The organism is Hahella ganghwensis DSM 17046 (assembly GCF_000376785.1).
In the GTDB taxonomy this organism is placed as follows: Bacteria; Pseudomonadota; Gammaproteobacteria; order Pseudomonadales; family Oleiphilaceae; genus Hahella; species Hahella ganghwensis.
In genome coordinates this window covers 1-17,152 of the sequence record NZ_AQXX01000058.1, presented here as the reverse complement: position 1 = coordinate 17,152, position 17,152 = coordinate 1, and the positions used below count along the sequence as shown (strand labels likewise).

Annotated in this window: 14 protein-coding genes; all 14 read right to left on the bottom strand. The window is 44.1% G+C overall.

Features of this window, described 5'->3' with window-relative positions; genetic code table 11:
- A partial coding sequence (locus F566_RS0102175) for a transposase (RefSeq protein ID WP_020405273.1) occupies positions 1-216 on the bottom strand: 216 nt, incomplete at its 3' end.
- Positions 217-793: 577 nt separating this feature from the next.
- Positions 794-1,105 carry a hypothetical protein gene (locus F566_RS0102170; RefSeq protein WP_020405337.1) on the bottom strand — a complete coding sequence of 104 codons (312 nt, stop codon included), beginning with the start codon at positions 1,103-1,105 and terminating at the stop codon, positions 794-796.
- Positions 1,106-1,181: 76 nt separating this feature from the next.
- On the bottom strand, positions 1,182-1,508 hold the full coding sequence (locus F566_RS0102165; RefSeq protein ID WP_157496576.1) for a hypothetical protein: 327 nt from the start codon (positions 1,506-1,508) through the stop codon (positions 1,182-1,184).
- Positions 1,509-1,706: 198 nt separating this feature from the next.
- Positions 1,707-2,390 (bottom strand): transposase, encoded by a 684-nt coding sequence (locus F566_RS0102160; protein WP_020405335.1) that lies wholly within the window; start codon positions 2,388-2,390, stop codon positions 1,707-1,709.
- 97 nt (positions 2,391-2,487) lie between these two features.
- Positions 2,488-2,745 (bottom strand): S1 RNA-binding domain-containing protein, encoded by a 258-nt coding sequence (locus F566_RS0102155; RefSeq protein ID WP_020405334.1) that lies wholly within the window; start codon positions 2,743-2,745, stop codon positions 2,488-2,490.
- Between the two features lie 255 nt (positions 2,746-3,000).
- On the bottom strand, positions 3,001-3,333 hold the full coding sequence (locus F566_RS0102145; protein WP_020405333.1) for a hypothetical protein: 333 nt from the start codon (positions 3,331-3,333) through the stop codon (positions 3,001-3,003).
- Between the two features lie 258 nt (positions 3,334-3,591).
- Positions 3,592-3,900: a hypothetical protein gene (locus F566_RS0102140; RefSeq protein ID WP_020405332.1), complete on the bottom strand. Its 309-nt coding sequence runs from the start codon at positions 3,898-3,900 to the stop codon at positions 3,592-3,594.
- Positions 3,901-3,946: 46 nt separating this feature from the next.
- Entirely contained in the window at positions 3,947-4,300 is a 354-nt protein-coding gene (locus tag F566_RS0102135; protein WP_020405331.1) for a hypothetical protein, read from the bottom strand.
- Positions 4,301-4,387: 87 nt separating this feature from the next.
- Positions 4,388-4,717, bottom strand: coding sequence for a hypothetical protein (locus tag F566_RS0102130; protein ID WP_020405330.1), 330 nt, complete (start codon positions 4,715-4,717; stop codon positions 4,388-4,390).
- Positions 4,718-4,782: 65 nt separating this feature from the next.
- The gene (locus tag F566_RS38115) at positions 4,783-4,953 is read right to left on the bottom strand and encodes a transposase (protein WP_211210570.1); all 171 of its coding nucleotides are present in this window, start codon (positions 4,951-4,953) and stop codon (positions 4,783-4,785) included.
- Positions 4,954-5,171: 218 nt separating this feature from the next.
- The gene (locus tag F566_RS0102125; RefSeq protein WP_020405329.1) at positions 5,172-5,609 is read right to left on the bottom strand and encodes a hypothetical protein; all 438 of its coding nucleotides are present in this window, start codon (positions 5,607-5,609) and stop codon (positions 5,172-5,174) included.
- Between the two features lie 378 nt (positions 5,610-5,987).
- Positions 5,988-7,763, bottom strand: coding sequence for a putative Ig domain-containing protein (locus F566_RS0102120; RefSeq protein ID WP_020405328.1), 1,776 nt, complete (start codon positions 7,761-7,763; stop codon positions 5,988-5,990).
- Positions 7,764-8,599: 836 nt separating this feature from the next.
- Complete coding sequence (locus tag F566_RS0102115) at positions 8,600-9,076, bottom strand: hypothetical protein (RefSeq protein WP_157496574.1); 477 nt, start codon at positions 9,074-9,076, stop codon at positions 8,600-8,602.
- Positions 9,077-9,105: 29 nt separating this feature from the next.
- Positions 9,106-16,839: a DUF6531 domain-containing protein gene (locus F566_RS0102110; RefSeq protein ID WP_020405326.1), complete on the bottom strand. Its 7,734-nt coding sequence runs from the start codon at positions 16,837-16,839 to the stop codon at positions 9,106-9,108.
- Positions 16,840-17,152 lie beyond the last annotated feature (313 nt).

The window sequence follows — 17,152 nt, the reverse complement described above, 5'->3', positions numbered from 1 at the left end:
CGGCAGGTTTATGGGGACAAATGCCGACGTGGTAGAGCCGAGTTTCTTCGCGTCGCTGATCCAGCGTCGAACCAGATTGGCATTGAGCCCGTTATCCAGAGCGATGGCAGAAACAGAGACCCCCGGCTGTTGGCAGGCAGCAATAATCTTAGCTTTAAATTCTGCGGAATATTGGCGACGTTTTCTGGAGGAGCGAGGTGCGCTTATGACAATCATAACAAGTGTCCACTAAAAAATAAGTGGACACTATCCAGTCAGTTGGTAGCGCGCTCAAGATGGGGTTACCGGACGCTTACTCTAATACAACAAAATTCCTGACGATCGAATCAGTCGTTTTGTGACAATACGTCCCAAAACATGGCGCATGTTAACAGGTAACACATTATGCTTGTATTTATTTTTCAGGAAGTTTGAACGCTCAGAAGAGGCTGAAACTAAAGCTTTTGTGGGGGAAGAGTGGAGAGATCGACAAGGCCGTATGCATCGAGTTTTTCATTGAATGTCCTCCATGCCACACTGATGTGCGTTAGAGAGTTTTAAAGGAATATGTCTCTAGTTTATGGGAGATTTACAACTTCCAGCCAGAATACCAGAACATTGCCTCAAGCAATGAGAAAAGGGTATCAGTCGGAGAAGTAGGGACACTCATTAGTGTCCCAATCACTTAGAGTTGTTTAAACATTGTGGCAAAATTAAGCGTCGGAGAATTTAGTAACAGGTATTCAATAAGTTAAATCTCAACTTTTATGCTGCGACAAAAACCAGATGATTTAGCCAAATTCAGCATCAAAGGCTACTCACTTAACAAGTGAATATGCATTCCATTACAGGAGGTGTCGCCATCACCAACATACAAACGGATCTTTTTTCCGCTCATCAAGGCCGCCATCAACGTTGCATGTACGGCTTTGTTGTTTTCTGAATCTTTCTTCCAGGTCATCCACCCACCTGCCGGGCAACTTGATGAGCCCTTGTCCATTGCAAAAGTGACCCTGCCGGGCATATAGCTGGACTCTACCAATGTAACCTTACCTGTAATTTCCTCCAGAGCATTGGACAACATCGGTAAACTAAAAAGCGCAGCCGCTAACATTACTTTTTTCATTCAAACTTCTCTAAATTATCTATATCAGGTTTTATAAAGCCAAATCAGCGATACTCTTCATAATTGCGGTAAGAGTTCACTTTAGTGTTACGTCAAAGAGATCCCAGGAAATCGAGTTGTCATTACAGGTTTCCTTGTAATTAACCCGGATATCAGATCCCGACATTTTCGCAGCAATAACGATGGAAAGCACAGGGTCATGAGAAGGATGATCACCCTTAATCACGAATCGCTTGTGACCATTGCTGAGTCCACAAGCCGCAGGTAGCTCGTCCATATAGACAAAGGTGCCGTTCACATTATCAATTTCAAAGACTTTAATGTCTTTTACTTTGCCGACAACCACTGTGGCATTTGCGCTGGTAGACACCATCAACAGCAGCATTAAAGCCAGTTTTCTCACTACACCTTTCTCCCTGTAGGGTATGAGTATTGCCAATTTACCGTTATCCCAATAATTCGAATAAACCGGGGTTGGCGAGAATAGAGAAAAATTCTATTTATCAAGCTTAATCATTGTATGAGGCTTGATGGTTGTACCGGTATTGTAGAAAATTAGGGTCAGATACACATTTCTCCATTTTGCAGGAAAATGCCTAAATTAAGTTTTTGGCCGCCCCCGGGTTCCCGGTCTGACACGTCTTAAATATAACTCCTCCAACTCATCTTTGAATTTCTCGTTTCCCAAGGCCATGCCCATATTCAACGCTTGCCGTATTTCAGTCAGTAGGTCATGACTAACATGCCTCCTGAACAATTCCCGATAAACCCGCAACCGCTCATCCTTTTGATCAGCCAAGGCAAGATACTCCCTATGCGGCGAACATAGTTCAGAGTGAACTCCCAATGCATTAATTCGATAACTTGACCATTGATACTCTAATGGATCCTCCACCATCTTAGCTCTCACTGGGTTAAGCTCTATGTACTGGTAACACTGCAACAAGTATGTCTCTGACTGTACAATACTGGCCTTAAAGCGTCCTTCCCACAGCGTTCCACTCGTCCGATAAGCACGATTAAAATATTGTACATAGCGGCGCCCTAGAGCTTGCATCATTAACGAAACACCATCGGTTTCGTTCGGGGTTACCAAAAGATGAACATGGTTCGTCATGAAAACCCAGGCATGAACACTCACGCCAAACTTATCAGCATATTCCTTTAACCAATGCGCATAAGCAATATAGTCTTCCTCTGCACCAAAGCATATCCGCCTATTATTCCCTCGCTGAACCACATGCTGCGGTATCCCTACCGGACAAAATCGCCTTAAACGTGCCATATTTCTTCCTTGAAATATTTAATTCATTTTATACTTCGGTTCTATATTAAGAATCCATGCCAGTGTTCAATGTGCATCTGCTCCCATTTATTAAACCCTATTCATCTAAATTCATAGTTAACCATAGCTGGTGAGCATGCTCTCTATAACCCAATACTTTAACATCTATTGTTTTTCCAATTTTTGGGAAAACCGAATCAGCCCCTACCTCAGGTAGCTCAGTTCCAGGAACTATTGCATCAAAGCTATACCCAGTGCTGACGTACATACCATACACTTCATGTCGCACAACCTCACACTTAAACACCTTCCCAACGGGAAATTGGGCTTTAAACTCATCCCACTTTATACTCATTGATGCCATATCCTTTCAACACTATTGAGAACATCAAATTCTGTATGGGGAATTTCTAGCTCTGTAAGCCCTCTTGAATCTGGGTAATCATATTCATGTTGCTTGAGCCTACTGTCATATAGGTCTTTGGGAACCTTTGTTTTATGTGGATCTGACCCCATTTATATGTATGTATATGTGCGATGGGGAGAGAGGACCAGGCGGAGAAACTGGGACGCTGATGTGCATCCCAGCAGAATCTTGTCACTTGCAGCATTAGTCAACAATTCTTACGGCATAGTAGTACGGCAGGTTAGCAACACAGCCGGCATCGCTTACTTTTACCTGCACGGACTTCCCAGACATAAAAGCAGCCAACACAGTCGCATTCATACGATCAACCGCTTTTGCATCTGCAGCGGGACTCGGCATTAAAGTTGACGTATTGGAACACTGAGCAGGATTGGCAGCCTCAAGGTTCAAACCAAAAATTTTTGTACCTTGACCATACTCCTCAATTGATGTGATTTTTCCCATAGGAGTCCAAGTGCCGCCAGAGTATGCCAACGAAGCTTGGGTGAGTAACAATATTGCCACTATTTTTTTCATCTTTCTTAACACCAAAAATAAGAATGGAATATCCTAATAGACCTTCAGCAAGTTTTCTTACCAAGAAATAAAAACCCCGCCATTCAATCGTTTATTAGTGCAATCAGATGCGAGGTAATCTATCAGTTGATAAAGAGATCTACTTCAAAACAGCCAGTTTTTTCACTACATCTTTATCCCTGCTGGGTATCGCTAACGTCCATTCACCGATATTCCAATTAACGAAAATGCCGAGATTGGAAAGCTTAGCGATAAATACTATTTATCAATCTTAATGATGTCATGAGGCTTGATCGTCGTACCGGTACCACAACCACCTTCCAGTGCACCATCAGTTTGATGAACATCTACGGTCTTACCTGAAGCAAGAGCCGCTAGTACCAAAGAGTATTCAGCTTTGCCATCATCAGTAGTCAGGTTGATTTTCACCACCTCGCCCCCTGTCAGAGTGACGCAGCCATTGCCGTATTTCACACCCACATCCGATACTTCCTGGTTGCTTAACCAACCCGCCGACATGGCAGATGAGCTAAATATTAGGCCTGCCAGCAATACGGTCTTTTTCATTTTTCGATACCTCAAAGTTCTGTTTGGTAGATTTAACAATACGGAGTTATTTGATCGTCAACATCTGCAATGGACAAAAATTGCCTTTTGGATAATTTACAGAATCATCAAACGTTACGGTGACCGTTTTATTCGCCATTTTAGCGGCAAGAATCATGGATACCATTGTTGTATTGTCTGTCGAAAATGACAGTGCATATTTATTCCCCACGGTACCGCAATCCGGGGTTTGCGAGATCGTTGGCAGCTCAACATATCCCGCACCTTGCCAGGCAGTATTCAGGATATTGTCTTTATCAAAGATTCTGACTTCGCCAAGGACGACATCTACATCGTAACGCTCTGCCTGACACAGTGATGCCAGCATGGTTAGAAATACAAAAAGAATCGTTTTTTTCATTACAGCTCCATTATCCTTAGACTGCCCGTCACGAAATAAGGAATAGATCCAACTTATTTAAGGTGGATCTATTCCTTCTATTTCTAATTAATATTCCTGATACAGATACTCGATTTCGACATTTCCTTCAGTGGCGCAGGATTCAACCTTTACACTTACAGGTTTTGACGCCATAGCACCTGACACCAGCAATGTATACCAGTTTTTTGCCGCATACTTACCATCTGTGCTGGTATCATCCATTTTGAAGTAATAATACTGACTACCGGATATGCAGGTGTCATCTTTAAGACGGAAATATACCACCGCATTTTTGGGGTAAATTCGCTTTACATCTCCGGTGACGAACTCAGCCTGGGCGCTTGTGGCACCTAGAGCTATGCTAATGGCCAGAACTTTGGTTAATAGTTTTAACATAAAACAACTCTTTTGTTAGTGATAAAAATTAGAGGCTAGAATACAGATCTGTCCCCTTTTTCCATCTAATTGGTTTCGCTCAGGGTTACTAAAAGATGAACATGGTTCGTCATGAAAACCCAGGCATGAACACTCACGCCAAACTTATCAGCATATTCCTTTAACCAATGCGCATAAGCAATATAGTCTTCCTCTGCACCAAAGCATATCCGCCTATTATTCCCTCGCTGAACCACATGCTGCGGTATCCCTACCGGACAAAATCACCTTAAACGTGCCATATTTCTTCCTTGAAATATTTAATTCATTTTGTTTAATGTGGATCTGACCCCATTTATTTTCTTGTAAAGCGTCATATTTCTTCCTTGAAATATCTCATTAATTTTCTTTGCCGGCTATATATTGAGAATCCACTACTGCATTTAATTTGGATCTACTACGTTAATCAAATCCTTTACTTCTCACTTACCATCTGTTGATTGTATAAAATAATCAAAATAAATGTGCTGAAGTAAAAAATCATATTTAACACAAATAAGAGATCAACTTGCCATCCATACCCATAGCTTCTCGTAACATCCTCTAACGCAAGTCCAAAGAAGATTAAAGGTATGTATTTGATAATCCAGCCAATCACTTTACTCTTTGCCGTCATATAAGTAACAGCGATAGGAACAATAACCAGCATAACAACTAAAAGCATCAGAAATGCCTGCCTTGTATACCCTATGGCTTCCCACAAAGACTGCACAAAGCCTAATTGGTATAGCTGAAATCCTTCCCAATGGCCTCCCATAAATTTAACAAAAAATACATGGGCTCCCGCTAAAGCTGAGACATAGGACATCAGTATTAGAACGGCCTTGATTGCTCTTTCTCTAGTTGTCGACATAATGACGAATTCTATTTGTTACTTTCTGTATCTGTAGCAGCTTTTCCTTCACCGCCCGCAGTTTCTACACTGGTTTGATTAGTGGAACTACTAGCATCTTTATTCTTATCGTCTTCACCTGGATTACCTTTTACATGGTTATCAACCGTTTCAATTATGCAAGGCTTTACCTGAGGAGGACTTCGCCAAGGAGGACATCCACATCGTAGCGCTCTGCCTGACAAAGTGACGCCTGCATCGCTAAATAAGCAAAAAGAATCTTTTTTTTATGACGGTTTCTAAATATATATCCTTAAATCTTAGGGGCTTTTGATTAATAGACAGTTGCGATTACAAAAGCCCCCTACTCCAAATATTAGTGATCAACCCTCTAAGGTATTACCCGTTCGTTAGCAAGTACAATATAGGCACCAATACCGCCGGATTGAAAAACGGATCTGGGTCTTCCCCGTCCAATAACCCATCGCCATCAAAATCAGGATTATTTGGCGGCAACCCAAGTTGGTATTCTTCAATATTGGTCAGACCATCATTGTCCATGTCAATGTCGGCATCATTTATATTTGGATTCAGTTCATTAAGATACTCGTATTCATATTCATCTGGCAGGCCGTCATTATCCGAATCAGCAGAATTGGGATTACTTCCAAACTCTCTTTCCACGATATCCAGTAACCCATCTCCGTCAGAGTCTCCAAGAGTGGGATTTGATTGAAACTGGAACTCTTCAAGGTTGGTAAGTCCATCCCCATCTGAGTCAAGGAGGGCATCATTGGCATCCAGGTTGTTAAGGATCGACGAGTACATTTTTTCGTAATAGATCGCAATACCATCATGATCAAGGTCGCTATATCGGTCCGCGACACGAACCATGACATTACCAATTAAACCAGTACCGTCAGGTTTGGAGATGATGTATGAAAAAGCATAGTTTCCAACCTGAGTTGGCGTGCCTGTCAGCGTTTTGTTGCTGCTGTTAAAGGTCATGCCCGGTGGTAACTCGCCGCTGCTGATCCACATGGTTCCTTCGGTGGTATCCAGCACGAGAAGGTCTGCTTGATTCACCATGGCCTCATGGAATATGTGTGTTGAACCGGCTCGATCGTCATAGTGATCGCCGTTACCAGGCTCAAGATAATCGGTATCCGCGGTATTAGGATTCGTGCCAATCACCCCCTCTACGCTATCGGGTATTCCGTCACCATCACTATCAGATAGTGTTTGCGGGGTATTAAACCAAGCCTGTGCCGCCAATGCGGTGGCGAACAGGTTATTGTCGAGACTACCGTCTGCCGCCTGCCGTGATACCAGATAATCCAGGCCTAAATCATAGGCCGTAAATACGGTTGAATAGGCTCCCGGGACCTTGATGGCTTCGCCAAACACCTGAACAGATAACGCTGTTATTAAGGGGGCTTCCTGGTCCCATTCCGATATCGCACCGGTTGGCTTCTGCTGCATCGCCAGCCACAAGGTTCCCTTCCTGGCGCTTTTACTCAGCCAGTAATCGCCACCAATTTCGGAGTAAGCCAATAAAAACTGAGCCGTCGGATAAACTTTTGACTTAGAAATCTTTCCATAGGTTTGGTCTGTTGGTCCCCAACCACCACCTGCACTACTGGTCTCAGGATAGGGATTACGACGACTTTGAATAAATTCAAGCTCATCAGATATATCTATTGAAGGCGCAGAGGTATACAACGCCTGTAACGCCAATACCATATCGATCGTGGAAAACTGATAATCATTCAACGGGCCCCAGGTTTTTACACCGTTAAACACAGTCGCACGCTCCATCAGTTGCGAGGTATTCTTATCTGAGGTAATCCCCGCCCTGGCCAAGGAGGTCATTTTTCGCGCCAGAGAGTCTGTGGAATAAGTATCCGCATTCGCCAGCCAGTTAATCCCACGCCGGTATACCAGACCGTTAATTTCATACTTATTCAACGCGTCCAATGCCGCCGAGGTCAGGCGCACTTTTTCCTGGGGGCTGCTCCCCCAGCTGCCATCGCCGTTTTGATGTTGAATCAGATAGGCCAGGCTTTTATCCCGTGCTGCTTCCAACTGCGTTGTCGTCGGAGCCGCCAGGCTGACATTAGCCACTGCCGATATCACAGCGATCAGGCTAATTTTTGTATATTTTGGAAGCAACATTTATATAAATCCTTTGTATGAGTTCAAATCTAGCTCGAAAGATTGGAATGACTGCTACGGATTAGACGACTGGAGCCACTCTTCAGTAATATCAATAACGATCTTATTATCAGAAAGTGTTAATTGCATTAATTTTTCTTATGACGGCCCCATATCGATATAATCCAATATCCCTATACACTTAACTACTAATGCATAACTACCATCACAATCAAGGCAGCGACACTCCTTCAAGGCAGTTTGATATAAATTCTCAGCATCATTAAGACCCTTAAACTTTGTAGCAACCATGCTAAATCCTCATACTTAATGCGCTAATCCTAGGCAATAAGATTATTTAGCAGAGGAAAACACTTTTTATCTAAATCAAAAATTCAATAACAGAGAATATTCATCTGTATATTTGAATGAATAAGTTTCCTACAATGACTTAAAATATACATACCATCATTTCCTTCATTATCTACCATCAGGTTACTTTACAGACTGTAATAGCACTATAAAAAATACCCAAGGCTTTACCATATCCTAACCCACTATTAATTTGGTTACCTTCACAATTGAAACTGTCATCTTGCCCCCCTTGCACAGCATCAGCATGTCTTGATAGGCGACCGTAGTAAAAAAACGCACCATGAACACAAATACTTTGCAAAGTTCTAGTTATCCCTGTTTCAATGTCATTTCAACGAAAACGCCATCATATATTTGAGCAAAAGACTTGGTTAGAGAAATAAAGGCTGCAGACGAAGCAAGTTACTTATGGTTTTTACTGATTGAGATATTTTCAACCTTTCTCATCACCCAATTGCATGTATCTCCTTTATAATGCCTAACTATATAGAAAGTCTTCTTAACTCCCTTTGGGCAATTTGCCTGTTTTTTTGGGAAGCCCACTTTGCCTTAACTATCAGACTCAATGATTGCTTTAGTGTATTCTTTTCGTCAATGGAAAGCTCCTTGTACCACATCAAAGCTAGACCAGCCCAATAATCCGACTCTTTCTCCAACCCCGCTTGAATTATTTTCAAGTATGGAAATATCTCCTTGGGGTCGAGCTCAACTGATAACGAACTTAGGAAGTCTATAATAGTCAAATTTATCGAGCTTAGCGATCTTTCAAGTAAAGGAAGAACGAATACAAATAGCTTAATCTCACTAAGAACATGTATACCTTCACTAACTTCGACAACCCATTCTCCATCATCAGATATCCCCATATAGTTGTCAGTTATCTTAACTACTGGGCACCAATTGATATCTTTCTTGTCGATTATCCGTTTACCAACATGGAACTTTTTCAGTTCCTTCATTCTCTCTATCAACATTGTTTCGTGCTCACTTATTGGTAGGTGTTAGAATGATTAATTTCTAAACCACGGCCATTCATGAAATCAACAAACTGTTTTCTTATGTCGTCAGTCCAGTACTCACCGAAATGCCCACTTGACTCATCAGTAGAGATCCGCCCATCAGAGTCCCTCCTGAATATTCCCCCAACAGTATTAGACCGATTACCATCAATTGTATTAGCTACTTGTTGATGCGGTGAACCTTTGCCACCTCCGTACTTGAGCTTACCTACAGCGAAAGTACTCGTTTTATAATTAAAAACAAATTCAATACCTCCTTTCTTGGGTATGTAATTTCGAACTGCCGCCGCAGAAGTCGATGACGCATGTAACCCTAGCACGCCAGGAGCTGGCCCTGAACCTGACCACTTTGTAACCCGACTAAACGCCCCAGCCCTAGCAGGCAAAGCAAAAACTGACAAGACATCAACTGCAGCAGCCCCACCAAGTTGGTTATCTGCAATGTGAAATCGAGGAGACTGATAGCCTGTTACACTATTAGCCAACATAAGAAATGGGCTTGAGCTTTCTCCCATGTCCATTGCCATATTGAAGAGCGCTTTTCCAGTACCTATTAGGTTATCAAGAGCACTACCACTGGTGCCTCGGCTTCCCAACTCGCTAACATTTTCAAACATTGCAGCGCCAAGACTACCAATGATTCCAGCATTATCAGAGTTATAGGAGGATCTATTCGCTGACATCCCCCAAGGATCCACATAATCCATCGGGCTGTTCATCACATAGGCGTACTGATTGACACCATCAATAAACCCTTTTGGATCTGTCTGGGTAAAGCGACCAAATTCAGGATCATAGAAGCGGGCTCTGAAATAGACCATCCCATTGGCATTGGGTTCGCGACCGGTATAGCCGTACTGCGGTGTGTTTCCAGTATTCTGGGTAACATTCCCCCACGCATCATAACGGTTGGTGGCAGAGAGCGTTCCAGTACGGTTGCTCATCGCAACTACAGACCCAAGACCGTCCCCGTGATAGTACTGCGGATCATTGGCAGCAAAACGAACCAGGGGGTCGTCCATCGCCGCGCCATGGGCATAGACTGCCTTTGGCGTTGACCAATTGGCACCGTATTCAGCAACGATATCCGGACCGCTATAGTGATAATTCACCACATCAGATCCGACAGTTTTACTGATCCGTCGGGTGCCACTGTCATAAGCATACAGCTCTGTCGGCAACCCGGTTTTCTGAATACGAACCACACGATCCAGGGCATCATATCCCAGAGTGGTTGTGGTCCCTGAAGAGATTTTGCTCACCATGTTACCGTTGTTATCGTAGTCAAAGCTGGCAACAACGTTACCTGTGGGTGAGCCCTGACGTACCTGGGTAATTTGGTGCAGATTGTTGTGGCTGTAGTATTGGGTAGTACCACCATGGGTACGCTGGCGACGGTTGCCAAACGGATCATAGTTAATGAGATCCAGATCAACATCATTGGCCGCATCCCGTTCTTTAATCAAACGGCCCAAGCCATCATATTCATAGCCCCGGCTTTGCGTTACACCCTGCAGCATAAAATCTGCATTGGATGTACGACCAGCATTGTCATAGTCATAATTCTGGCGAATCAGCTCATTACCACTGCCATCTGTGGTGGCAATGCTTTTAACCTTGTTATCTTTGAAGTAATCGTAGGCCGTTACCAGATCATTCGGGAAAACCTTTTGCTGCAACCGACCGCCGGCATCATACACATAGCTGATCAATCCTTTATCCGGAGTACGAATACCGGTCAGGCGTCCCACCGGATCGTAAAGATAGGACGTTTTATTACCCGCATTGTCAGTAATACTATTGAGTAGACCGCCAATGCTGTAGTCATAAGAAACCGATTTTCCACCACGATTATCGGTAACCTTCTTCACCCGATGAGCAGCATCATACTCATATGAGTATGCGACATTATTTGATTCAATATATTCGGGTTGCCCCATTCCATTGCGAAGGAAAATAGTTTCTTCAGTTCCCGCGGGACCACTAGTGCTGGTCCCAGCCAGAATACCGCCAAAACTGTATGTAGATGTCGTTACATTGCCATTGGGGTCACGACTGGAAAGGATATTGCCGTGCTCATCGTACTTGGTAATCTCCCATACTTTCCCAAGCGCATCTTCTTTTTTCAGCAAGCGACCGAAATCGTCATATTGATAACGGGCCTGAAGAGAGAGCGAATCTGACGCTTGATTTCCGTCAGCACTGGTGTATCCGGCATAGACGGCTGTTTGGAATCCGAGACTGTTGTATTGATAAGTCGTGACAGGACGCACATTGCCCAATACGATATCCGTGTACACAGGTCCCACAACACGGGTTACCCGCCCCAGAGCATCATAGTCAGACAACGTCTCCTGACCACTATTATCGGTGACTTTTGTTACTTGACCGACCGCATTGTACTCAAACTCAGTCCAACGCCCCTCAGCATCGGTAATGCGTTTCACTTTACCGTTCTGTTCAGGACCATAATAAGTATATTGAGTGACATTGCCGTTAGGGTCGATCAACTGGCGCACACGACCGATCAGATCCAGCTTTCGAGTGACCGTATTACCTTCTTCATCGAAGGTTTCCGTCAGGCGATTCTTCTCGTCATACTTGAAATTAACGCTATATCCATCCGGCGAAGTCACCTTGGTGAGATTGCCAGCCGGATCGTATTGATAATGAGAAATAGCACCAGATGCATCGGCCGTCTGAATTTTCCGATTGACCTCGTTGTAACGGGTGATCGTGTTATCGACCAGACTGACACGCCCCCCTTGATGAGCCATCAAGCTCTGGCTGACCGGTAGGCCGCTGGCGTCATAACGGAAGATACGTGTACCGCCTAATGTGTCAGTGCCTTCAACCAAGCGTCCTGCTTTATCATAAACGTATGAAACAGGATAGAACGCACCGTTAACGCCTTTTACCACTCGACCCAGAGTATCGTACTCTGTCCGGTGAGTGCCTAATCCTTCACCGCTGGAAATGACACCATCACCATCGACGTCACCGAAATAAGACACAACGGTAGGCACAACGCCCTCGGTCCCATTTTGATCGTCAGTGTAATCGAAGGTTGTATAAGGGCCGGTGTCACTGTCTGCAAAGTCTTTGACCTGACGTGACCGAACCAGTTTCCCATTGTTGTCATATTCATTATGCGTCCAACTCAGGATATGTGAGCTGTTGGACTCAGGATTAAACGTCAGCGGATTAACGGTGGCACCAAACCCCGCTTTGAACACAACAATATTAACGGGCTTGCCACTATTGTTGTAACGAACCATTCGGTAATGGCCCAGAGCATTCCTAATAAGCTGAGGTTTACCGGAATTTGTGAAATAGCTATATGTCACCTTCTGACCAGATGGTAACGATTGACTGACAAGATTACCCTTTCTGTCATAGCTGTACCGGGTCTCATAGCCCAGAGGATCGACCACACGGGTTCTTAAAATCGGATCGTTGGCATCTTCATAGTAATAGAATTCCTTTCCACCCATCGCGTCAGTGATTTCAACAGGCTGGCCATACTCATTAAACACATATTTCTGAATATGACCTTTCTCATCCACAGTGGTCGATTCACGACGGAAATCGTTGTAGGTAAAGGTCATTGCCTCACCCAATGCATTATAGTGCCGGTACGCTTTTCCGTTAACGTAGTATTCAAAGGTCATCTTGGAACCATTCGCATAGGCGAAAGTTTTCATACGATGAGCCAGATTGGTCCCGTCACTGGCACTGTAATACGTATATCGAGTCGAGTTGACTTTCTTTTCCCGATCAAGCGGATTTCTATAGACTTTGAGGTTACCGGACGCCGTATAGAAATATTCATAAACCGTATTCGCCCAGTCCAGACTGATAGTGCGAATATGATTTGAACCCGAGTAATAGTTAAACGTTACTGTGCGGTTATCAGGATCCTTGATTTTGGTCAGTTTTTGCCCGAAATAGGTAAATGTCAACTGATGACCGCTGGGATCGATAATTTTCGTCAGCTTGGCGATATCACCGTGGTTACCTTTGACATTTTCAAAGTAGTATCGAACGCCGTTTTTATCGGTAATCAGTATCTGGGAAACTGTTCCGCCACTGTATGGTCGTTCCAGATTAAAGTAGAAGCCTTTTGGTATTTTGACTTTACTTCTCGTGATATTCAGAACCCCGGAGACTTTTTCTATACTGCCAACCAAATCAATATATTTTTCCGCGCCAGTACCGTTCTTCCATATGATGGAATCAGACTTACCATTTTCATCAGTATCAACAAACTTCAGAGTCTGGTTGTAGCTGAATGTCCAGCCTCGACCAAAGGGCCCATCTACCGAGCTATTGCTGTTATAGGTCCGCTGCAATAGGATCGGCAGCCCCCGGGTCGGCACGGCGAAATCCGTTTCCTGATGGTACATATTACCCGTCACCATATTGACAGGATCTCCAGCAACTGCACCATGAGGAGATGGACCAAGATTGCTGATCCCAGTATCTGTTGTAGCACCACTCGAGGAACTCGTGCTGGAATACTTCGTGGTAGAAAAGGTTTTATACCCCGAACTAAAAGATTTGGACCAGGAATTTGAACCAGAGTTATTTGAGCCTGAGTTAACTGGAGGTGAGTACTTAAAAGGATCCTTTGTTTTTACCGTATAACCACCAGAGTATGAGGATATGGGGAAACTGAATAAAGAAGTACCATCAGACTTGAGCCGCTCGCCGATGAAGAGAGGACCAGTCCATTCTCTGTAGGTCACAGGTTTTTTCGGCAAAATCACTTTGCCACTCTCATACTCAGGACCGAAATAAGAAAGGATCAGGTCTATGTCGGATAGCCGGTAGCAGTACTCTATAGTTTCATTCTTAACTTTGGTTTCTATCGGCTTCATAACCATGTCAAGCAAGCCTTCTTCGCCGTCTAACGGACGACCTATGTGCTCTATCCACGCATTATTAATACTTGATCTGATTGCCTCCAGTATCAAGTTATCTTTATCGTGGAAAAGGCCTCCATTTCGCGCCTGCCTGATCCATTTATCTTCATCATAGCGAACAGTCCTGACAGGAGTACCATCCCCTAAATGCCCTTCTGACAACTCAGAGTCCAAATACCACTTAGACATATCGGGAACAGCGGTACATTCTTTTACGAAGTTCAACAGCCCACTTTTCGAAGTAAAGGTACGCACCTCATTACCCTGTTCTCGAGCAATCTGTATTCCTGTGACAGTACTGATCGCATCTTTCAGCGCCATGATCTGCCATACATAGGTTTCGTAATAGGAGCCCTGATATCCAGACATTCGAAGGGCGTCAAAATTTGGCCCGCCCGTATCGATATCCCTGCCGATAACTAAGCCACCAGGCGCATCGATAACAAAATTATTCGACTGCAGGGCGTATGGGTGACTGCCTGCGGCAGTGACATCAGCTCTCGTTGACACTACACCAATGTGATGACCGGATCTTCCTGTAGCTCCATATAATTTACCAATACGAGAGAAAGAATCCTCAAGCATGCCCATATATTTCAATAACACCAGATTCAAGAACTCACCAACCAGTTCATCGGGATTATCGGAAGGCTTCGAGTATTGATTCAGGTTTTCGAGAAGGCGCTGTTCCCTGAGCTGAACATATTCGTTAGTAGCATTAAATGCGTATGCAGACAACGCGTAGTAATTTAACGGCGAAATATTATCAAATGTAAGTGCACTGGCTCCTGGAGGGGTAGCACTTACAACCTTTGAACTGAGGGCTTCTATCCTGACTGAAGCTTCCAGATCGAACTTGTTAAAGTCCCCATCCTCATTGCAGATCCTTTTTGACGGAAAAGACAGGCCAGCTAGTTTTTTACCATCAACTTTAACTTCAGGTAGCACACTGATATTGGATTCACCACAATCAAGCGCTGCAGATCCGTTAATAAAGTCTTTATATTTCTTGGCACTCCCCGAGCTTGCCCCGACAAAGGAGAGGGTGACCCTGCTTTGAGTAAACTTTGTCATCGGAATCGAAAAGGATTTACCGAAAAACGAAAACTGCCCTTTAGCTCTCCAGTTATCCGGAAGCTTCCATGAGGAGGACGAATTTATACCGCTCCCCCAACTAGGGTAGCCTTGAACCACATAAGGTAAACTGTTCGGCAAAAACTCAAGCTCAATCAGCTGTTGAGTCCAGGTTACGCCGACATCATTAAGTGATAGATTGGGATCTGTACCACGGATGTCCTCTGCAATTTGTTCCTCAAAAACTTCCAAAGGCCCCTTATCGGAACGATAAGACAGATAATCTCCGTAATTAAAATTCACATTATGGGTAACGCCATCCTGACGCTCGTACTGCTTATAGCTCGGGTCCAGTGCAATCCACTCATGCCCTTCAGCGCTGGAACCTTCACCACGGTAGTTTGCATAAGGCACGCAAGCTTCAACCCAAACATGATTGACACCAAACGCCCGACGACCATCAACCTCTGAAAACGGAAAGGCTCCGTCAACTTTAGTCAGTTTTTGCAGAGGAACATTTGCCGCTGCAATAGCGTCGTACGCGGCTTCCAGAGTTCGAACATTCCACCAATCTAAATGCTCTTCCTTGTCTTGCAGATAAATGTTCCCCCTGACATACCTTGCGGGAATAGAAGATGCTCTCAACAAAGCCAGCATCAAACTCGCATGGTCAATGTCATTCGCTCCACCACTCTCTAAGGCTCCCAAAGCGCCTTTAACGGACCCTGCATAGTGCTCATGGCGAATATTATTTGCCACATACTCAAATATTTTGACAGGTGAGTATTCCAACTGCGCCGCCAGTTCTGTAATTTTTTGATAGGCGCGAGGGTTTAATGTTGGACTGACTTCCAGCTCGGGCTGTAATAGGTTTAGGTCGTTGCTACCATTATTCGCATAGTCTGTCGCATCTGAATAACACCCCTGAACTCCTGGATTGACTTCAGGCGCAGCGTCTGTACCGGCAAAGACATCTGGCACGAAAAAGCCCGCTATATCAGCCAACCAACTGAATGCATTATTTTTTTCCGCTTCAAGTATATCCCTTTTAACAGTATATCCTGCAGGATCACTGGCGGGTCTATCAACATCCAGCTGTCCGGCTTCCATGTCGATAAAGGTTGGCCTGATTGGCAGGGAGGATATTCCATCAGGATCAGATGCAGTGCGATATCCAAACTCTGGCTGCCTATCCGGAATAGTAAAGGCCTCTGCGAGGTGATTTCCAAGCACTTCGATGGCTTGCTCTTTTTCACCCTGACTTTGTGCTGAAACCAATTTTGAAACGAGGATACTAAGAAACTCGGCTTTGTTGTCTAATGACGAAGAAGGTAGCAGGAAATCACTGCCATCGACGGAAGTTTCCTGATGCCTGAGTTCCTTCACAAAGGCTGTAAGCTCTACAGCTTTACTTTCCAATAACTGGGTGACGGTTGATCTGTCGCCAAGCGCCTCAGGACTTTCTTTCTTAACTTTTGTAAGCAAGACATGGGTTTCGTCTAAATGCCTTTGATAGACATCGATAGCTTTCTGAAAGTCAGAATGCTGTTCACGGTATTTGAAGAACTCACCTAATTGGGGACCCAGTGGAACAACCTCCACACGTTCAGCAAACGTTGTTCCTGCGCTTAACAAAAGGCTAAGCCCAATGACCCACCTTTTTTTAACAAACAGTTTGCCCACGAAGTTTTCGCACTTAGCCATATAAATCCTTGCAAACACCTTAGTTTTAAAGTTTACGCTGTGACTCGCTTTACGATATTCCACGAGTGTCCCTTCAGGAACCTGACAGTATAAATTCGGAAAAAATAATTTTATTAGGTTTCCAGAAGGCACTTAGGAACCTTCAAGAGGAAGAGCGACAAAGCAGTTAGACGGGGGGGGGTCCCATTCCTTTAGGGAGGCTCTGAATAACTCCCCAAATCAGTCATAATACGGCCAACTTCACTCATCAGGAATACTATCCATGGATCAGATGACTTTCTCCGAAGCTGAATACCAGAATAAGAAGCGTAAG